The sequence below is a fragment of the Pseudoalteromonas sp. B131b genome, from assembly GCF_037162545.1.
Taxonomy (GTDB): domain Bacteria; phylum Pseudomonadota; class Gammaproteobacteria; order Enterobacterales; family Alteromonadaceae; genus Pseudoalteromonas; species Pseudoalteromonas fuliginea.
In genome coordinates, this window is record NZ_JARLUZ010000002.1 from 21,758 (window position 1) to 41,338 (window position 19,581).

The 19,581-nt window shown below is 39.3% G+C and carries 17 protein-coding genes and 2 pseudogenes; 12 read left to right on the forward strand and 7 right to left on the reverse strand.

What is annotated here, in order from left to right:
• Window positions 1–69: 69 nt before the first annotated feature.
• The gene (locus P4S65_RS18050) at window positions 70–1,539 is read left to right on the forward strand and encodes a carbon starvation CstA family protein (protein WP_096794359.1); all 1,470 of its coding nucleotides are present in this window, start codon (window positions 70–72) and stop codon (window positions 1,537–1,539) included.
• Window positions 1,540–1,623: 84 nt separating this feature from the next.
• Here the strand turns inward: P4S65_RS18050 and P4S65_RS18055 are convergent, their stop codons facing one another.
• Complete coding sequence (locus P4S65_RS18055; protein ID WP_007378853.1) at window positions 1,624–2,142, reverse strand: TetR/AcrR family transcriptional regulator; 519 nt, start codon at window positions 2,140–2,142, stop codon at window positions 1,624–1,626.
• A 388-nt stretch (window positions 2,143–2,530) separates the two neighbouring features.
• Here P4S65_RS18055 and P4S65_RS18060 point away from each other — a divergent pair, with 388 nt between their 5' ends.
• From P4S65_RS18060 to P4S65_RS18070, 3 genes and pseudogenes are all read left to right on the forward strand, one after another.
• On the forward strand, window positions 2,531–3,151 hold the full coding sequence (locus tag P4S65_RS18060) for a glutathione S-transferase family protein (RefSeq protein WP_096794360.1): 621 nt from the start codon (window positions 2,531–2,533) through the stop codon (window positions 3,149–3,151).
• A gap of 49 nt (window positions 3,152–3,200) precedes the next feature.
• Window positions 3,201–3,893, forward strand: a complete 693-nt coding sequence (locus tag P4S65_RS18065; RefSeq protein WP_337120792.1) for a cupin domain-containing protein — start codon at window positions 3,201–3,203, stop codon at window positions 3,891–3,893.
• A 98-nt stretch (window positions 3,894–3,991) separates the two neighbouring features.
• Window positions 3,992–4,370, forward strand: a pseudogene (locus tag P4S65_RS18070) (STAS/SEC14 domain-containing protein).
• A 95-nt stretch (window positions 4,371–4,465) separates the two neighbouring features.
• On the opposite strand, the gene P4S65_RS18075 reads toward P4S65_RS18070, so the two are convergent.
• On the reverse strand, window positions 4,466–5,353 hold the full coding sequence (locus tag P4S65_RS18075; protein ID WP_096794362.1) for a LysR family transcriptional regulator: 888 nt from the start codon (window positions 5,351–5,353) through the stop codon (window positions 4,466–4,468).
• A gap of 119 nt (window positions 5,354–5,472) precedes the next feature.
• On the opposite strand from P4S65_RS18075, the gene P4S65_RS18080 reads away from it, so the two are divergent.
• The 3 genes from P4S65_RS18080 to P4S65_RS18090 all read left to right on the forward strand — a co-directional run bounded on the left by P4S65_RS18080 (window position 5,473) and on the right by P4S65_RS18090 (window position 7,514).
• Complete coding sequence (locus P4S65_RS18080) at window positions 5,473–6,351, forward strand: MBL fold metallo-hydrolase (protein ID WP_096794363.1); 879 nt, start codon at window positions 5,473–5,475, stop codon at window positions 6,349–6,351.
• Between the two features lie 40 nt (window positions 6,352–6,391).
• Window positions 6,392–7,042 (forward strand): DsbA family protein, encoded by a 651-nt coding sequence (locus P4S65_RS18085; RefSeq protein WP_096794364.1) that lies wholly within the window; start codon window positions 6,392–6,394, stop codon window positions 7,040–7,042.
• 82 nt (window positions 7,043–7,124) lie between these two features.
• Window positions 7,125–7,514 carry a nuclear transport factor 2 family protein gene (locus P4S65_RS18090; RefSeq protein ID WP_058553102.1) on the forward strand — a complete coding sequence of 130 codons (390 nt, stop codon included), beginning with the start codon at window positions 7,125–7,127 and terminating at the stop codon, window positions 7,512–7,514.
• Window positions 7,515–7,557: 43 nt separating this feature from the next.
• Here P4S65_RS18090 and P4S65_RS18095 read toward each other — a convergent pair whose 3' ends face one another.
• The 3 genes from P4S65_RS18095 to P4S65_RS18105 form a co-directional block, all read right to left on the reverse strand.
• The gene (locus P4S65_RS18095) at window positions 7,558–8,505 is read right to left on the reverse strand and encodes a carbohydrate kinase family protein (RefSeq protein ID WP_337120793.1); all 948 of its coding nucleotides are present in this window, start codon (window positions 8,503–8,505) and stop codon (window positions 7,558–7,560) included.
• Window positions 8,506–8,829: 324 nt separating this feature from the next.
• On the reverse strand, window positions 8,830–11,220 hold the full coding sequence (locus tag P4S65_RS18100) for a TonB-dependent receptor (protein WP_337120794.1): 2,391 nt from the start codon (window positions 11,218–11,220) through the stop codon (window positions 8,830–8,832).
• Between the two features lie 167 nt (window positions 11,221–11,387).
• Window positions 11,388–12,617: an MFS transporter gene (locus tag P4S65_RS18105; RefSeq protein ID WP_007378862.1), complete on the reverse strand. Its 1,230-nt coding sequence runs from the start codon at window positions 12,615–12,617 to the stop codon at window positions 11,388–11,390.
• A gap of 175 nt (window positions 12,618–12,792) precedes the next feature.
• Here P4S65_RS18105 and gtfA point away from each other — a divergent pair, with 175 nt between their 5' ends.
• Window positions 12,793–14,265: a sucrose phosphorylase gene (gene gtfA, locus P4S65_RS18110; protein WP_096794366.1), complete on the forward strand. Its 1,473-nt coding sequence runs from the start codon at window positions 12,793–12,795 to the stop codon at window positions 14,263–14,265.
• Window positions 14,266–14,360: 95 nt separating this feature from the next.
• On the opposite strand, the gene P4S65_RS18115 is transcribed toward gtfA, so the two are convergent.
• Together P4S65_RS18115 and P4S65_RS18120 are read right to left on the reverse strand one after the other, a co-directional pair.
• On the reverse strand, window positions 14,361–15,392 hold the full coding sequence (locus P4S65_RS18115; RefSeq protein WP_096794367.1) for a LacI family DNA-binding transcriptional regulator: 1,032 nt from the start codon (window positions 15,390–15,392) through the stop codon (window positions 14,361–14,363).
• Between the two features lie 82 nt (window positions 15,393–15,474).
• Window positions 15,475–16,368 carry an AraC family transcriptional regulator gene (locus P4S65_RS18120; RefSeq protein ID WP_096794368.1) on the reverse strand — a complete coding sequence of 298 codons (894 nt, stop codon included), beginning with the start codon at window positions 16,366–16,368 and terminating at the stop codon, window positions 15,475–15,477.
• A 162-nt stretch (window positions 16,369–16,530) separates the two neighbouring features.
• On the opposite strand from P4S65_RS18120, the gene exaC reads away from it, so the two are divergent.
• The 4 genes and pseudogenes from exaC to P4S65_RS21965 all read left to right on the forward strand — a co-directional run.
• Window positions 16,531–18,051 carry an acetaldehyde dehydrogenase ExaC gene (gene exaC, locus P4S65_RS18125; RefSeq protein WP_306724852.1) on the forward strand — a complete coding sequence of 507 codons (1,521 nt, stop codon included), beginning with the start codon at window positions 16,531–16,533 and terminating at the stop codon, window positions 18,049–18,051.
• Window positions 18,052–18,401: 350 nt separating this feature from the next.
• Window positions 18,402–18,779, forward strand: coding sequence for a hypothetical protein (locus P4S65_RS18130; RefSeq protein ID WP_033028505.1), 378 nt, complete (start codon window positions 18,402–18,404; stop codon window positions 18,777–18,779).
• The gene (locus P4S65_RS18135) at window positions 18,776–19,009 is read left to right on the forward strand and encodes a hypothetical protein (protein WP_007379016.1); all 234 of its coding nucleotides are present in this window, start codon (window positions 18,776–18,778) and stop codon (window positions 19,007–19,009) included. Before P4S65_RS18130 ends, P4S65_RS18135 begins: the two co-directional genes overlap by 4 nt.
• Window positions 19,010–19,166: 157 nt before the next feature.
• Window positions 19,167–19,421 (forward strand): annotated as a pseudogene (locus P4S65_RS21965) (transposase); the annotation flags it as partial.
• Between the last annotated feature and the right edge of the window lie 160 nt (window positions 19,422–19,581).

Genomic DNA, 19,581 nt, shown 5'->3' on the forward strand with positions numbered 1-19,581 from the left:
ACGGATTGAAAAGGCGGGGCGACACACAATGCGCTCTATAATACAAATACAAAAAGAGAAACGTGCTTTATGATCATCTTTTTTATCTGCCTCACTATTTTAATACTGGGCTATAAGTTTTACAGCCCATTTGTTGAAAAACAAGCCGGTTTGGATTCAACTGCTGACACACCACAAAAACGCTTTAGCGAAGGTGTGGATTACGTCGCTATTCACCCTGTAAGAGCATTTTTAATTCAGTTTTTAAACATTGCTGGCGTAGGCCCAATATTTGGCCCAATTTTAGGTGCTTTATACGGACCAGTTGCACTAGTATGGATTGTACTTGGTAATGTTTTAGGTGGCGCTGTACACGACTTCTTCTCAGGTGTAATGAGTATAAAAGAAGACGGTAAAAGCCTACCAGAAATCGCAGGCCATTATTACAACGTCGTATTTAAAGGCTTTATGCTTGTATTTACTGCCATGCTACTGTTTTTTGTAGGTGTAGTATTTATTATGAGCCCTGCAGGTTTGCTAAGTAACCTTGATTTTTTTGAAGGTACAATACTGGCAAACAACACCTTTTGGGTACTTGCTATTTTAGCGTATTACTTTTTAGCGACCTTGCTACCAATTGATAAAATTATCACTAAGTTTTACCCAATTTTTGGTGCGCTAATGATTGTAATGACAGTGGCAATTGCTATTTCATTACTTATTAATGCGCCGCACTTACCGGTACCAAGTGACTTTTTAGCTTACTTTGAAGCTGATCACGCACATGACTTTTTAGAGCCAAATCCAGATGGACTACCAACATGGCCATTGTTATTTATAACAATTACCTGTGGTGCTATTAGTGGTTTTCACTCTACTCAAGCGCCTATTATTGCGCGCTGTTTAACTAACGAAAAATACGTACGTCCAGTTTATTACGGCGCTATGATGTGTGAAGGTATTGTAGGTTGTGTATGGGCACTTGCTGGTATTGCAGCGTTCCCAGAGGGTTACGCAGGCTTAAAAGCATTGCTTGATCAAGGTGGTCCAGGTTTAGTAGTAAACCATGTAGCTAACAGTTACTTAGGCGTATTTGGCGGTATAATGGCAATTATTGCAGTAGCCGTATTCCCAATTACTTCTGGTGATACAGCGTTCCGCTCATTACGTTTAACTGTTGTTGATGCGTTTAATATTCCACAAAGTTTACGTAACCGCTTATTATTGGCTGTTCCTATACTGACGATTGCGTACTTTATGACGAAGCTCGATTTTTCATTAATTTGGCGCTACTTTGCATTCTCAAACATGCTGCTTTCTACAAGCGTATTATGGCTTGCCACTAAGTACTTGTTTGACCGTGGCACATTCCATTGGATTGCCAGCGTTCCTGCTGTTATAGCAACAGCGGTAACGGTTTCTTATATTGGCACTGCAGCAATTGGCCTTAACTTATCAAGCGATTTAGGTAAACCTATTGGCGCTGTAGTAACAGTGATTGGCTTAATTGTTTTAGCAATTGTGCACTCTAAGCATAAAGTTAAACCAACAGCGGTATAATAATCACATAAGTTATTTCAAGCATTAAAAAAGCGAGCTATTGATAATCAATAGCTCGCTTTTTTTGTGTACTAAATTTAGGTATTACTGAGTTGCAAGTTCAAAGTAACTATTATCGTCGAGCGTTTTGCTTATCATCATAGCGCCCTCAAGCAAGCTCACTGTTTGAATAGCCGCTTTAGTAGGGTTGAGTTCACCATTAGCTAAGTGCGCAGCGCTAAGCCATGTTAGGTTTTGATTAAAAAAGCGTTTTACTTCAAGGCGTACTTTATCTGGAAGGCTATCGCTTTCGGCTCCTAGCAACCCGCATAAACACATTTTTTTATCGGTTACTAATGCACTTCTAAAAAGCTGTATGTACACATCAATAGGATTTTTACCGCTTGCTTTAAGCTCGCTTGGCTCGCCTAACGCAGCTAAAAAAGAATCAGTATATTGATGAGCAAGCTCTGCACCTAAATCGGCCTTAGTTGGAAAGTGATAGTGCACACTGGCGCTTTTAATGCCGACTTCGCTGGCGAGCTCTCTAAAACTAAAATTACTGTACCCGCCAAGGCGCACCTTGTTTTCAGCTGCTTTTAATAAAGCTTCTTTTTTACTCATTTTTAATATTTCCTATCCGTAGCAATACCAATTTTATTAAAACATGATCATTGTATCGCATAAAACAACTTACTAACCGCGTTAAAAATTATTAATAAATAACAACTAGTTGCCATAACTTTCGCTTTGTTATTGCACTATTTTCTTAGCGCAATAATAGAACGCTTATTTAATGCAATTGGTACAGTAAAATTATCGACCAGTAGGTAGTTATTTACAAGTGTTTTTACTTTTAAGCAACCCCCAAATTTTATTATGAATTAAGTTAAATCCCATAAATCAGAAAAATTTAAACGTTGACTTAAATTTAGTTTAATATTATAAATTACCTATCGGTAGGTAGGTTGCGCCGTTAATTCACTTCTAAACAATAAAGGTAGAGATTGCTATGAAAATTTATGATGTAGAAAACTTTCCAAATCCACTTCGTGTTCGTATCGCTTTAGCTGAAAAAAATGCCACTTCAAGTGTTGAGTTTGTAGCTGTTGATTTATTAAATGGTGAACACAGAACAAAAGCCTTTTTAGCTAAAAACCCATTAGCAGGTGTACCCGTATTAGAGCTAGATGACGGCACGTTTATATCAGAAAGTACCGCTATTACTGAGTATATTGATACCGCATTTGAAGGCCCATCTTTAATGGGTGAAACCGCAAAAGAGCGTGCAGTAATTAACATGATGCAAAAGCGTGCAGAATCTATGGTGCTTGACGCTGTGGCAACTTACTTTCATCATGCAACTGATGGCTTAGGTCCTGAGCTTGAAACATATCAAAATGTGGCTTGGGGTGAAAAACAAGGCGAAAAAGCGCGCCAAGGGTTTAGCTATTTTAATGATGTACTAGCGCAATCGGCATTTGTTGGCGGTGAGCAGTTTAGTATTGCTGATATTACATTGTATGCTGGGCTGGTATTTGCTGGATTTGCACAAATAGCAATCCCGAATGAGTTAACCCATTTAGTTGCATGGCAAGAAAAAGTAGCAAAACGCCCAAGTGTTGCAGCTTAGTTAGATTATTAGTTTAAAATTTAAGTGAAGTTACGCTTAGGAGCCAAATATGAAAATAGCTGCCGATTTTAGTAAACGAGTTGTGGTACATAGCGAATCGCTCCCGTGGGTTGCATCGCCAATGGCGGGTGTTGATAGACGAGCGCTCGATAGAGTGGGCGACGAAGTTGCTCGCGCAACGACCATTGTTCGTTATGCACCTGGCAGTGAATTTTCGCCGCATGTACATACAGGCGGTGAAGAGTTTGTTGTGCTTGAAGGGGTATTTCAAGATGAGCATGGTGACTTTGCGGCAGGTTCTTATATCCGTAATCCACCGCAATCAAAGCACAAACCGGGGTCTGAAAATGGTTGCGTTATATTTGTAAAGTTATGGCAGTTTCAGCCAGATGATCGAACGCACGTGCGTTTGCAAACAAACTTGATGCAAAGTACGGTGCATCCTAGTTTTAAAAATGTTGCCGTAACCCCTTTATACAAAGACGACTTTGAAGACGTAAGCTTGTTGCACTTTAAGCCCAACGCCTGCATGGTTATAAGCGCAAAAGGTGGAGCAGAGTTCTTAGTACTAGAAGGCTCATTTGATGAGCAAGCCGATACTTTTGTAAAAAACAGTTGGTTAAGAGTGCCTATCAATAGCTCCGTTAACGTTAAAGCGGGAAGTAATGGTGCAAAAGTATGGCTTAAAACGGGTCATTTAATTGATGTAGAAAACCAGATATCTCGCGTACAAAATGCGTAATTGAGTCGTTTATTTGAGACTATTTATTGATCTAGTTCAGGACTAATTAATTTTAGAAGGTGTACTTTTATCACTCAGCCTATTTAAGGAGAGCAGTAATGGTACACACAACACATGGTTTATCTATTGGTCTTGAACGTGCAGGAAGAGAGTTTTTTAAAACTCAAAGCCGTTGGTACGCTTACTCACGACGATTACAAGATAATTACCCCAATGATAAACTCAGCTCTTGGCGAAGTTAAGCACCCAGTCGTGAACGCCTTAATAGATGGTAGCGAACTTGAAGGTTGGGAGTTACGCGCAGCGTGGGATGACTTAAAATTAGGTGTTAAGCACTCTAAAGAATTTAAAAAAGTAGCTATTTACGGTAATAAAGAGTGGCAAGCTCGAATGGCAAAAATAGGTAACTGGTTTATATCGGGTGAGGTTCAATACTTTGAAAATGCTACCGCAGCCATAGATTGGTTAGACGAATAATAAATCCCTTCTCCCAAAAAATAGCGCTTACAAAGCGCTATTTCAACTCTTAAATAAAGGACTTATAGCGAGCGTCTAATAGTTTTTGCTTATTGTTAGGTATCAATTTTATCAAAATACGTTACTAAGCTATCAATAAATGAACGAAGTGCAAGTGATTGATGTTTCCTGGAGCGGTAAATACCGTATATGCTCAAAGTTTGTGGTTTAAGGTGTGGTAGTAAATGTATTAACTTTCCATTATTTATATATTTCTGCGCAGCAAACTTAGGTTGTAGAGTTATTCCTTGATTATTAAGAGCAGCTTTTAACAGTAAGCTCGAATCATTAGCACTGAAGTTACCAGCAATCGCCACAGATACGGGTTTTTCAGGGTGTGAAAAATGCCACATACTTTTTTCAAACCGTGAATAGTTTAAACAGTTATGGCGACTCAAATCATCCGTAGTTATAGGCTTAGAGTTTTTTTCTAAATATTCTGGGCTTGCACATAATACTGAATGGCATTTCCCAAGTGGGCGAGCAATTATATTAGGATCTAAGTCATTGGTAATTCTAATTGCTAAATCTATTCGCTCTTCTACTAAATTTGTAACGTGATTACTAATTTGTACATCAATACTGACTTCGGGGTGAGCGCGTAAGAATTGTTGGAACATATCTTGTAGTACATCATGTGCTAAAAAAGGCGAGCACGACAACCTAATTTGCCCGTTTAATTTGTTATTACTTTCTATCGGCGCACTAATATTTTGGGCGATGGCAATGAGCTCTCGGCTATGATTAAGTACTTTTTCACCCTCTGCCGTGAGTGTAATTTTTCTTGTTGACCGATGGAGTAGTTGGGTATTTGCCCACTTTTCCATTTGATTCAAATACCGTGTAACCATAGATCTAGACATATCTAAAGCACGGGCAGCACCGGCTAGACTTTTCTGCTCTACAATTTTTATAAATACATCAGCTGCAATAATTCTATCCATTCACTTTGCCTATATGTTCGATTTATGCAACAGATGGTTGCATTCTTCCTGGTTTTTAATTCTTAAATTGCAACATACAATAGCCTCATCTTAACGAAATAACAAACAGGCTACTGAGAATGAAAAAAGTTAAACACGTATTAGCAGCAACAGCTTTATTAGCAAGTACATTAATGCAACCGGTATTAGCGCAAAGTGAATTAGTTGTGGATGTATATAACCCACAAGACAAAAGTATTTTTGCTGTCTCATCAAGCATTATAAGTGGTAATAACGAAGTGTTATTAGTGGATGCCCAATTTCAGCGTAATGATGCACAAGCATTGGTTGAAAAAATAAAAGCGAGCGGTAAAACATTAACAGCTGTTTATATTAGTCACAGCGACCCTGATTTTTACTTTGGTTTAGATGTAATTAAAGCTGCTTTTCCAAAAGCAAAGTTATTAGCGACTAAATCAACAGTAGAGAATATTAAACGCTCAATGCAAGGAAAGTTAAATTATTGGGGGCCTATTTTAAAGAGCAATGCACCTAAAGAACTTATTTTGCCAGAAGTAATACTATCAAATACCCTAACTATAGATGGGAAAGAAATTATTATTAAAAATTTACAGCATGATCCAAAGCATACTTACCTTTGGATCCCTTCTATAAAAACAGTGCTGGGTGGGGTTGTAGTATTTGATCAAATGCATGTGTGGTTGGCTGATTCGAGCACTGCCGCAGAGCGTCAAACTTGGCAGTCAACATTAGATAACATTGAGAATTTAAAACCACAGACTGTTATTCCAGGTCACTTTTTACAGGGCAGTAAACAAGACCTTTCTGGTGTGTCATTCATGAAAGGGTACTTAAATAAAGCGGATAGCGCTGCAAAAAATGCAAAAAACTCAACTGAATTTGTAGAGTTCATGACTCAAGCCTACCCTGATTTAGGTGCAAGAAGCATTTTAGAGTTGGGCTCAAAAGTGGTTATGGGTGAGATGCAATGGCACTAAGCGCCCTTGCGTTAAGCAATTATTTAGATAGGAAATATTAATGAAAAACGTAACGTTACATATAATTGTTGACCCTTTATGTGGTTGGACTTATGGCAGTGTGCCCTTGATCACCGCTGCTGAAAATATTGATGGTTTAATTGTAAAAGTACACAGTGGAGGCATGCTAACAGGTGATAATGTAAAATCAGTGACTCCTGCATGGCGTGAATTTGCACTTAAAAACGACAGTGTCATAGCGAAGAAAACAGGTCAGGTATTTGGTAGTAACTATACCGATGGGCTTTTAAAAACCAACGATATTATACTCAACTCGGCTCCGGCTATTACCGCTATATTGGCAGCGCAAGAGCTTGGTATATCAGGTGGGAAAATGCTTAATAGTATTCAACATGCTTATTATGCTCAGGGTAAAAACATTATGCAGCTGCATGTACTGGCTGATATTGCATTGGAGCTGGGTTTAAACAAGGCCGTATTTGAAACCCACTTTAATGCGCTAGAAGGCGATGCAACAGATCAACACATAGCACAAAGCCGCGGCTTATTACACGATATTCATGGGCAAGGTTTTCCTAGTGCAGCATTTAAATTTGACACAGGTAAGTGGCAAAAAGCTGATATAGCCCATTATTATGGAAAAACTGAGCAGTGGGTTACCTACTTACAGCAATCAGTTGCGCTAGTATAGTGTGATGAAATTTCTAAATAATAAAGCTGTTTATATTACAGCTTTATTGAGCTTCCTTTTTATAATGCAAGGGTGTGTGAAAATGAGCAACATAGACATAATTAAAAGTACGTATGAAGGCAAAACATCACAAGAGAATGGGCAAAATTTAGTTGCTCATGCAAGTGATACTATTACTTGGAAAGAGGCTGACGGTTTTGCCTATGCTGGTACTTACCATGGTATGAATGATATTACTGAACATGTTTTTCAAAAGCTTGCAAGCGAGTGGTATAACTATACGTTTACGCCACAAAACTACTTATCCCAAGATGATACTGTTGTAGTGTATGGCACGTATTCTGGTACTTATATTAAAACGGGTAAAAAAATGCAAGCTAGGGTCGCGCATATTTGGCAGCTTAAAAATCAAAAAATAACGCACTTTGAACAAATAGTGGATAGTAAAATGGTGTTTGATGCTATGCAGTAACTACGCGTTACTGCATATTTGAACTTAAAAAACATTAGGTCTATTAAATTACATCAGCCAGTACAGGTAATGCCGGAAATGCCCCTTTAGCTAAACAGGCTTTTGAGCCGCATTTTAGGCCAAAGTTGAGGGCGCGTTTTACTATTTTCTCATCATTTATTTTAGTAGTAAGTAATACATCTTCATTGTTATGGTTTAGATAATATAAAACACCAGCAATAAAAGCATCGCCTGCGCTTGTTGTATCAACTGCTGTAATAATTGGTGCCGATTCACTTAGCGTGAACTCATTATGATAAACTGTCGCAGGCTCAGGACCATCTGTTAAAAATACTACGCTAACACCAACATCTAAAAGTGATTGTAAATAATCCTCGGGTAGCTGCTTTGTTTGTTCTGCTAAAAAGTTTAACTCATCACGAGAGAGTTTAACTATGTCGCAATACTCATAGCAAGCACGTACATTTGCTTCAATATCATCTATGCTTTGCCATAAGCTGTAGCGTAAATTTACATCAAAGCTTACTAATTTATTGTTACTTTTAGCAAGCTGCAAAGCGCTAAATGTAGTTTGCGCAATTGCGTTATTGGTAAGCGTGTTTGAACAAAAGTGTAGGGTACTTAGTTTTTCCCATTGAATTTGCGCCAAGTGATCACTCGTTAAAAGTAAATCGGCCGTATTTTGGCGATAAAAATTAAAACTGCGCTCGCCTGTATCATCAAGGCTAACTATTACCATTGCAGTTTGCGAGCCCATAACTGTAAATAAGTAGTCAGTGCTTACATTGTATTGTGTAAGTGCTTTAGCAAGTTGCTTGGCAAAGTAGTCATCGCCCATACCACCACAAAAAGCAGCTTTACCACCTAACTTTGCATAGCCTACGGCTACATTAGCAGGTGCGCCGCCTGCAATAGGTAAATAAGCACTGTTTTGAGAGTCTTGCGGCAGCATATCAATCAGTAGTTCGCCGAGGCTAAGTAGTTGGGTCATATTGTAAATCCTAAAAAACCTAGCAAGGCTAGGTTAAAGTCAGTGGGAGAATTACTAAATAACCTGAACTCTGGATAATAAATCTATCTCGAGCAGCTATTTTCAGCGCTAACTGCGTTGAATTTATTTGTAATAGGCTAGCTATTGACGCGTAAATTCGCCTTGTTTTCACAGAAAATATCTGGCTAGAGAAAATAAATTTAAATATCACCATGATTCAATACTTTAGTAAATATCTTAACCAGAGTTCAGGTTAAATAAGTTTAGTTAGTTATAAAGCGCTGAAACAAAAAATCGTTTCAGCGCCTACACACTAGAACTCTATTAGTTAAACGCGTATTTAAGCGTTAAAGATGTTGTACGGCCATTAATAGCACGAGCACGGATAATATTGTTTTCAGGTACTGAACCTTCCTCCGCTTCTGTAATACCTACTGTATCGAAGAGGTTATTTACATTAAGGGCAATGTTAAGGTTTTCAGATAAGTCATAACTTACAAAGCCATTTACTTGTGTGTAACCGTCAAGTTTAAGGTCGTTATTATCTTGTGCATATGCATCGGTAGTACCAATAAAGCTAAGGCCAGCAGAGCCTTGCTCATAGTTATAACGTGCCATTAATGAATAAATTAAATCAGCTTGACGACGCGGTGTATTACCTACTACCTCAGGAGCAAGTGCGTCTTTGGCTATTTCTGCGTCGGTCCAGGTTAAATTACCACGGAAATCCCATGCATCAATAAAGTAAGTAGATTCTATTTCGATCCCTTTTGCTTCGTATTCACGGTCAAAAAATGTTTGTGATGTTGCTTCAAAGTTTTGCTCTTCAGTTTCGGCAAAAAACGCAGTAGCAAACACTGATAATGAATCAAAGCGCTTTTTAACACCAAACTCAAATTGGTTCACTTCATCAACAGCGTCTTCTTTTGCAACAGAGCCGTCAGCGCGTACTTTACCAAATAAAAGTCGGTCGGCGTTTGCTCGCCCGCCCTTACTTATACGTGCAAACGTGGCAAGGCTTGGGTCAATTTGGTAATTAGCACCAATTGAATAAGACGAATAGTTCCAGTCATAGTTTACTGGACTTGCGTTTGCAGTATCAATTCCAGCAACATTTTGTTCCGGCACAGAGATCACACCGTCGCGGTTCATATCTACTGTTGAAGTCACTGCACCTGCGTATGTTCCGCGAGCTTCACCGCTATCGTAGCGAGCACTTGCATCAATACTTACATCACCTAGCTTAGTCGAAAATGCTACGTAAGGGGCGCGAGTATCGTATTCTGTATCGTAATCACGTTGACAACAGTTACCAAATGCACTGTAAGCGTATAAACCGTTTTCAGATAACTCAGTGCCATCGGCACCTGTTACATTTAATAATGCAGCATTGTCACCCTTGAGCTCCATTACGTAAGAGTTCCATAACCACGACATAGCAATGTTTTGCGTAGATGCATAGTAACCAAATGTAAGGCTGGTATCATCGTCGAACGATTTAGTTAATTTAAAGTCATTAACTATAGAGCCGAAGTCATTCATTGTGACATCAAATGTCACCATCTTCATTGCTAAACCATCGTTAAACGCTTCACCGGTGTTCGCGTTACTCAAGGTTGCACCTGCGCCACCAATGCTTTCAGCTATTGATGTTGCACTACCGACTTGTTCTGTGAAAGGTGAATTAAAGTTACCGCTAATTGATGACTTACGGAAACGGTTTTCAATACGCCAATCGTTATCTAAATCAAATACAGCTTCAAAACCAACAGAGTCAACCTTTGGATTCATACCATCACGGATATCACCACTGCTAATTTGGTTTTCACCATTTAAGCGTACTGTTTTAGTAAATAATGCTGAGTGAGGTGTGTCTGATTGCGCATCAAAGCCAGCAATAGAGTCACCATTTGAGTACATTGGCATAGGAAGGTAGCCAACACTCTTATCGTCTAAGTGTTTGTAATAAAGGCGAACGTAGCCGTTTTCAAAATCTTTTGTAAGGTTAGCTTTAATTTGGCCACCTTTATTAGACGTGTAACCTGTTTCGCGCGGGCCTTCGCCTTGTCGAACAAAACCACCAACATGAAAACGCACACTATCGCTAAGGTAAGTGCCGTATTCAAAGTCTGTACGAACGCTGTCGTAATCTAAGCCTAGTGTTGTAGACACACTGCCAGATTCGTTTTCGCCATTTTTAGAGATAAAGTTAATAATGCCACCAGGTGCATTACTTGCTGCAGTAGACGCTGAGCCACCACGAATCGATTCAATTGTTTGCACCGTATTATCTAATCGCATAAAAATATCAGAATTACCAAAAGCGATGTCACCGTATTGCATTACAGGTAACCCATCTTCTTGTAATTGTAGAAATTTAGCACCGCCTGATGCTACAGGTAAACCACGAACAGCAATATTCGCATTACCTTCACCACCGGTAGATTCTGCACGAATACCCGGAATAATTCTAAACGCTTCTGCTGTTGAGCGAGGGGTAGACACTTGAACTTGTTCAAGTGATACGCTACTAACTGATACACTAGAAGCCATGATTGTTGTTCGACGTGGTACGCCGGTTACAACAATTGTTTCAAGACCTTTGTTTTGTGACGCTTCTGGTTTTGCTTGATCTGTTTCTTGTGCGTGAACGCCTTGGCTTACGGCAAGTGCTAAAGCACTGATTAAATATAAAGGTGTATTGTGTGTTGTCATGTGAACGCCTCGTTGTGTTGAGCCCGATGGGTTTGTTATTTTTACTTAATCGATTAAGTAAAAATAACAAATATTTTACAATAAGCAAATTATTTTATTATTAATTTGTTATTTATTTACCCACCTGTTGTTTTTTATAGTGTTTTTTATTGTATTAAAATACAAATTTACTCTGTAATTGGGTTACTTTCTGTTAAAGCACTTGCTGATGGGTCACGGCTATAATTAAATAACATAGCTAAAAACAGAATAACTGCAAAGCCTGTTGCTAAGTAAAATCCATAGCGTACATGGCCAAAGTAGTCGCTGATCATACCCATAAACAATGGGGCTAAGGCAGCTGATAAAGCAGTAAAAAAGAGTATAACGCCTGCTACAGCACCGTGTTGCTGCACTGCAAAACACGATATACCTTTGGAATTTAAAGTTGGGTAAACCATTGACATAAATAAACCCGAAAGCGGTAATAACACGACAGCCCAATCAACGCCTCCAAATAACGTACCTACATAGCACAATGCAATGCCAAAGCTTAAATAAGCCATAACACCTTGCCAGCTATAACGGTTTAATAACCATACCGCGATAAAGCGGCCTGCTGCACGTAGTACAAAAAATATGGTTAGTGCATAGGTTGCAAGGAGTGGCCAAGAACCAGTGTAGTCTTTTAAAAGCGTAGGCATCCATACGTATATAGCAACTTCAGTAGCTACATAAAGTGCGATAGCTAGCGAAAAACCAAGGGCATACGGGTTTTTAATCATTTTCATGGTGGTTGCCAAAGAGGCTGGCTTTTCAGTTGTTTTAACAACGCTAGGGTAGTCGGCACGCCAAGCTAAAAAAGCAAGCACTAAACACATAACTCCTGCAATAATATACAGGTATGTCCAACTTACATTTTGCACGAGTAATATGCCAACCAGCGCAGGTCCTACAATGGCACCAATGCCAAAGAAACCCTCAACCTTATTCATTGTTTTAGTGTGGTCCTCGTTGCTATGTGAAATATCACCAAGTAAGGCAAGTGCACCAGTTTTAAATAAACCAATCGCTAAGCCTATACAGCAAAGGAGTACTAAAAAGAATGCAAAGCTGGTGCTAAAGGCGAATAAAAAACAACTCGCGGAAAATATTAATAAACCTAGCATGATAGTTTTTTTACGGCCAAGGCTATCGGCTAAAAAGCCTAAAAACAATCCACTAAAGGCAATGAGTGCCATAGGCGCGTAATGAAATGCACTAGCTTGGGTCATACTCAGCCCAAACTCAGTAATGAGTTCAGGGATGATCATACCTACTGCGTCAGAGGTCATGGCAAACATAAAAAACATCATGTATGTAAGCCAACGTATTTGTTGCAACGGATCGTTGCTTACGTGTGTGTGTGATTTTGTCATGTATTTTTCCTCGTTAAATGCTCTGTTAACACCCAGTAAGTCAATCAGTTACTTATTGTAGTATCATGTGAGCCACGATTTTTGTATGTAAAATTTTTAAAAATTACTTGTAAATTCTTACTCGCTAGTTAAAGATATATCTTAATCGATTAAGTTTCAACATGGTATTCACACAATGATGAAGAATAAAGTTCAATTGATCACATACGCTGATCGAATCACTGGCCAAAATATAGGCGCGCTAACCACACTTTTAAACGGCCCTTTAAAAGGCGTATTTGGTGGTGTGCACTTATTGCCATTTTACAACCCTATTGATGGCAGCGATGCTGGCTTTGACCCTATTGATCATAGTGAAGTTGATTCTAGAATAGGCACTTGGGAAGACATACAAGTATTAGGCAAAGATCTCGACTTAATGGCAGACCTAATTGTTAACCATGTATCGGCGCAGTCTTTTCAGTTTCAAGATGTAATAGCTAAAGGTAAGCAATCAGAATTTTGGGATTTGTTTTTAACCAAAGATGATGTATTTCCAAATGGTATGAGCGAAGCTGAGCAAAAAGCTATTTACCGTCCGCGTCCAGGTAGTTGCTTTACCCCAATGAAGTGTGGTGATGGTAAAACGTATGATTTTTGGACCACATTTACCGATAACCAAATTGACATAAACGTAAAAGTAGCAGCGGGTGTTGCGTATTTAAATAACGTACTTACTAAATTTTCGGCTAACAATGTAAATATTATTCGTTTAGATGCGGCGGGTTACGCCATTAAGCAAGCTGGCACTAACTGTTTTATGCTTGATGAAACGTTTGGCTACCTAGATAACTTATCTAAGCAAGCAAACGATTTAGGCATGGAAACCATTGCAGAAATACATAGCCATTATCAAACTCAGGTAGAAGTGGCAAAACGCGTAAATATGGTTTACGACTTTGCGTTACCACCACTTATTTTACACAGCTTATTTAACAACGATGTAGATGCACTGCTCAAATGGTTACAAATTTCGCCACGTAATTGCTTAACTGTACTTGATACACACGACGGTATTGGCATTATTGACGCAGGTCCAATGGGCGACAAACCAGGGCTATTAAATGCACAGCAGATTGATAACCTAGTCGAAACAATGCACGCCAACAGCAACAATCAAAGCCGCCAAGCTACGGGCGCTGCGGCGAGTAATGTCGACTTATATCAAGTTAACTGTACGTACTACAACGCATTAGGCGCTAAAGACTTTGATTACTTATTGTCGCGTGCAATTCAATTTTTTGCTCCAGGTGTACCACAAGTGTATTACGGCGGCCTATTTGCTTGCGAAAACGACATGGAATTACTGACAAATACAAATGTAGGCCGTGATATTAACCGCCCATATTTAGATGCAAATATAATCGACAAAGCCTTAAATAAGCCTGTAGTAAAAGGTTTAATTGAATTAATTAAAATTCGCAATTCACACCCTGCATTTGCAGGTGAGTTTAGTGCGCAAGGTGAAGGCAGTATGTGTTGTTTATCGTGGCAACTAGATGAGCAAACTATTTCACTCACTGTTGATTTTAAATTACGCCATGCACTTATTACGCAAGTGAACGGCGATGAAGAAACAACGATTAACTTAAATTCATTTTTAGCTTAATGTTATAAAAGTAATTTACCAACGCCATGTAAAGCAAAAGCCAAGCTTAAGTAGCTTGGCTTTTTAACACATAAAACTATTACAAGGTTTGTAAGCTAACTACTCGCACCAATCTCTAATTCGTAACTGACTTCCCGAGTTTTTTCTTCTTTAGAAATAAATAATTCAGCGGCTATAACGCCTTTTTCTTGGCTGTTTTGATGAATGGTGGTGAGGCGAGGTACAAACCGGGCTGCTTCATCAATACCATCAAAGCCCACAATACGCAGTTCTTCACCTATCTTTATGCCTTGTTTTATTGCTTCTCGCATTGTGGCAAGGGCAATTAAATCACTCATACAAATAATAACATTAGGGCGAGGGGAGGCACTGAGCACTTCTTTTGCGGCAATATTTGCAAAACGCTCGCTACTTTCAGGAATGTTCCAAATACGATCGTCAGCCACCGTAATATTTGCCTCGCTTAAAGCGCGTTGGTACCCGCGTAAACGTTGATGCGAAATAGATTGTCCGGTTTCAAATTCGTGATGCTCATACACGCGGCATAATACGTTTTCATCAAGTAGCCTAAGCCCTAATATAGCCACTTTATCGCTTTGATTATGCAGTACGTGTTTAGCAATTTCGTAACTTGCTTGCTCGTTATTAATATTTACAGAGGCATTGCGAGCAATATCAAAATCAATTGTCACTACATGTTTAGACACTGTTTTTAACTGCTCAACTAACGCGTTATTACGAGGGCGGCCATAACAAATAAAGCCATCTACCAAGTCGACCACGTTGTTAAGGTTATCGCTATTACCTGAAAACAATAAAACATTAATGCCGTTTTTTTCAAGCACCGAGGTAACACCGCGCATAAAGCTGCTAGCCACAGGGTCCGATACCATGTATTCCACACTGTCGGGCAGCACTAAAGCAACAATATTAAATGTGCCATTACGCAACGATTGCGCGGCCTTATTAGGGCCATAATAACCAAGCTCTTTACATGCATTAAGTATGGCTTCACGGCGTTTGGCAGAGAGTTGATCTGGGCGATTAAACGCGTTAGAAACCGTCGCATTAGACACGCCTAATTCTTTAGCGATACTTTTTAGGGTCCAGCGGATTGGTTTGCTCATTAATTATTTTTAGCCATTAAACAGGGTATTAATAAATTAACATATTCAGCGAGTTAGCAAAGTAAAAAATGAGATTTTAGGGCTAATGTCGGCACTCTTTAGGGGCAATGCCAAAGGTTTGTTTAAATAAACGGCTAAAATGACTCGCACTATTAAATCCAACATCAAAACAAACTTTACTAATTGCATGACCTTGTAGCAATTGAGTGCGCGCTTTTTTTAGTCTTAGCTGTTGTTGCCAAAGGGCTGGGCTAGTACCAAATGTGAGTTTAAATTGCTGATAAAATTTACTGCGGCTCATGCAGGCTATTTTGCATAAGGTATTTATGTCGAGCGTTTCATTTAAATGTTCTTCAATATAAAGCAGGGCATCACTAACGTTTGTTTTAAGGTGTGGTTTATCGCAGTTAGCCAGTAATAACTCACGGCTTTGTTGTTGTAATAAACGGGTGATCAATTCATTTAACGACAAGTCAATCAAGTAATGGCGTTGGGCACCTTGTTCGCTAAATAAATGCACAATACGCTCTAATAATTGCTGCGTTTGAATATTGTGTTGGGTGTGCACTAACTGCGGTACATATTCAAACAAGCTATCGTGTGCAAAGTTTTGCTGCATGTTAAGCGCATTAGCCACGCTCGTTATTTTGTCGGTGCTAATTTCAATGGCTAAACAGGTAGTAGGAGTGCTCATTGATGCTTGTGGAAAATCAATTAATACGCCTTGCTCTGGCGCTAATACAAACGACTCGTGTGGTAAAAATGCTTTATGGTATTGGCTGCTTTCTACGTGCATTACCTTTTTGCCGCTAAGCATTGCACAAAACAGTAACTCGTTTGAGTGCAGTGCCACCTTTTGCGCACTTTGATACGTGTCGTAAATACTCAGCTCACTGTTATCGGCCGCAAACGTGACTTTATTTTCAATTAATACATCAAGTTGTTGGCGTTTTTTGTTTAACTGAGATGTGTGCATATCAATCCTTTAGGTTTTTATTAATGTGGACTCACAGACAATTTTTGTGGACAGCTAATCAAGTTTTTAGGCGCTTGTTAGTTTAATGTCGATTAAATATAAAGCATTTTGATTTATATAAATGTTCGACCTTTAGCTAACAACAATAAAGAGAGCACACACATGATATATGCAAATCCAGGCAGCGACGGCGCACTTTTAAACTTTAAACAACAATACGGTAATTACATTGGCGGAGAGTGGGTAAAGCCAGTGAATGGCCAATACTTTGATAATATAAGCCCAGTAAACGGTAAAGTGTTTTGCCAAATACCGCGCTCAGATAAAGACGACATAGAGCTGGCACTCGATAAAGCGCATGCAGTGCGAGCGCAGTGGGGCACAACGTCGGTGACCGACCGAAGTAACATACTGCTAAAAATAGCCGATCGAATTGAGCAAAACCTAGAGTTACTTGCCGTAGCCGAAACATGGGATAACGGTAAAGCAATTCGTGAAACACTCGCTGCTGACATTCCGCTAGCGGCTGATCACTTTCGCTACTTTGCAGGGTGCCTGCGATCGCAAGACGGCACAATAGGCGAAATAGACGAAACCACCGTTGCATATCATTTTCACGAACCGTTAGGTGTGGTTGGGCAAATTATTCCGTGGAACTTCCCTATTTTAATGGCTGCCTGGAAACTCGCGCCAGCACTTGCTGCAGGTAACTGCGTAATTTTAAAACCGGCTGAGCAAACCCCAGCTTCTATTTTAGTGTTAATGGAAATTATTGGCGATTTACTTCCCGCAGGCGTACTTAATATTGTAAATGGATTTGGTAAAGAAGCAGGTGAAGCACTGGCCACCAGTAAACGAATCGCTAAAATTGCATTTACAGGTTCAACGCCTGTAGGTTCACATATTTTGAAATGCGCTGCTGAAAATATTATTCCCTCTACGGTCGAGCTCGGTGGTAAATCGCCTAATATATTTTTTAATGATGTAATGGAAAAAGACGACGCGTTTTTATCCAAAGCCATTGAAGGTGCCGTGCTTGCTTACTTTAACCAAGGCGAAGTGTGTACGTGCCCATCAAGGCTGTTTATTCAAGAAGATATTTACGAGCAGTTTATTGAACGAATACTCGAACGTACCTTAAAAATTAAACGCGGAAACCCACTTGATAGCGAAACCATGGTGGGCGCACAAGCCTCAAAAGCACAGTTCGATAAAATACTCAGCTACATTGAAATAGGTAAAAAAGAAGGCGCCGAAGTACTCACTGGCGGTAACGTAGAGCAACTAAGTGGCGATTTAAACGGTGGTTACTACATACAACCTACGCTGCTTAAAGGCACAAATGACATGCGTGTTTTCCAAGAAGAAATTTTTGGCCCTGTTATTTCTATGTCGACCTTTAAAGATGAAGCCGAAGCACTCGAGCTTGCCAACAGCTCTGAGTTTGGTTTAGGCGCCGGTGTATGGAGCAGAAACATGAACCGTGCTTATCGCATGGGTCGTAAAATAGAAGCAGGGCGAGTGTGGACCAACTGCTATCACATGTACCCAGCACATGCTGCATTCGGTGGTTATAAAAAATCAGGAATAGGGCGCGAAACGCACAAACTGGCACTTGATCACTACCAACAAACTAAAAATTTATTAGTGAGCTACAGCGAAGATCCGCTTGGCTTCTTTTAAAAAATTTTAATACAACAATCACTCAGTAATGAGCGCTGCATATTTGCGGCGCTTTTTCATTTTAAGGGGTCCATTGCACCACTTACTGCTTGTTGTAATACATAAATAGGATACTAATTGAATTAAAATGTTGAAACTTCAGGGCTTTAAATAATTCATTAACTGCGTTAAAAAAGTGATTTAATAATATGAGTTTTATAAAAAGCTGATTCATAGTTAGCTAGTTGTTTACATAAGATTATTTGATGGCTAAGATAAATACATCGTAATTTATGAAACTTTACGGTCTATAAAACGATAAAGGCCTCAGAGAGAGTAACTAACTTTTTGTCAACGATATGGAGATCATTATGTACCCAAAAGAATTTTACATCCTACCCGAAGAGCTTTTCCGCCTCGGAAATGCTTCAAGTCCTCGTCTATCGAATGTTCGAGCTCGTGATGTTGATGTTACAACCGTAAATGGAATTAAGGTTATTATCGCAAACGGAAAAGGGATCAGCGTTTTCGATATAGAAGGTATCAACAATGCACCAATGACTGGTTGGGTTTGGAGGTTTCCACCGAATACCCAGCCGCCTCATGGATTGAAGATGGTTCAGGATAAGCCACACCATTACTGTATTTCGCCCACTCGGAATATGCCGGTTGACAAGTTCAAGGGACTTCTTGAGGAAATGGCCCTAAAAGCATCTCGAGTATTTAAGAAAGAAGGAAAGATTGTATGAGTCAGTTCAAGCTTGAACTTGCAGGATCAGAGCTAAAATACGTGCTAGAGGGTCTCATAGCACTTGAACAAGAAATGGCAAAAATATGTGAAACGTCAGATGACTCAGATGAGATTGCTGATGTAGGCAATGATTTGATTGAGCTGCGCTTGTTACTAAATCCTTTGAAGGAGAGAGCCATCAGTCAGTTCGGAGATAGTATAACTGATTTTTCGCGGGATGAGTTATAAGTTAAAAAGTAAGTTTGGTGTCAATACCTAATTTTAAACCAATTTAGGGTTCCAGATGACACCATCTCTCACCATTAAATTCATGATCGCTACCAGCTTTCGTATGAACGCAATGATAAATAAATCACAAAGCACAATAAGCAACACACCCACCCTACGCAAAAAGCTGAGCAATGTAGACAAAATGAAAGTAAAAATAGACTGCCCAATAGGGCGACGACAGCTGTTTATTAAAGAATGGCAAGCGATTCTGCTGTATTGAACCGGCTTTTCTTTAGGTTAAAAGTGCAATATTATCGTCAACAAAGGCATGAATAAATTGACCTTACGGGGTCAAACGAAAGTGAATGCGCAATGGCAACTGTATTGCCTAGTTCATAATATAGAAAAGCTGCAAAACACGATGCATTAAGAAGGGGAAGCCCTTTTAACCTAAATTAAAGCTACTCAACCACCCGTAATCCCGTCCAAAACGTCAATTAAAACAATATCAAACATTTCTTTATATTCTGCGTAAAAACACAGTAATTAATTGAACCAAAATAGGAACTCAGCTATGGTTAATACATTAA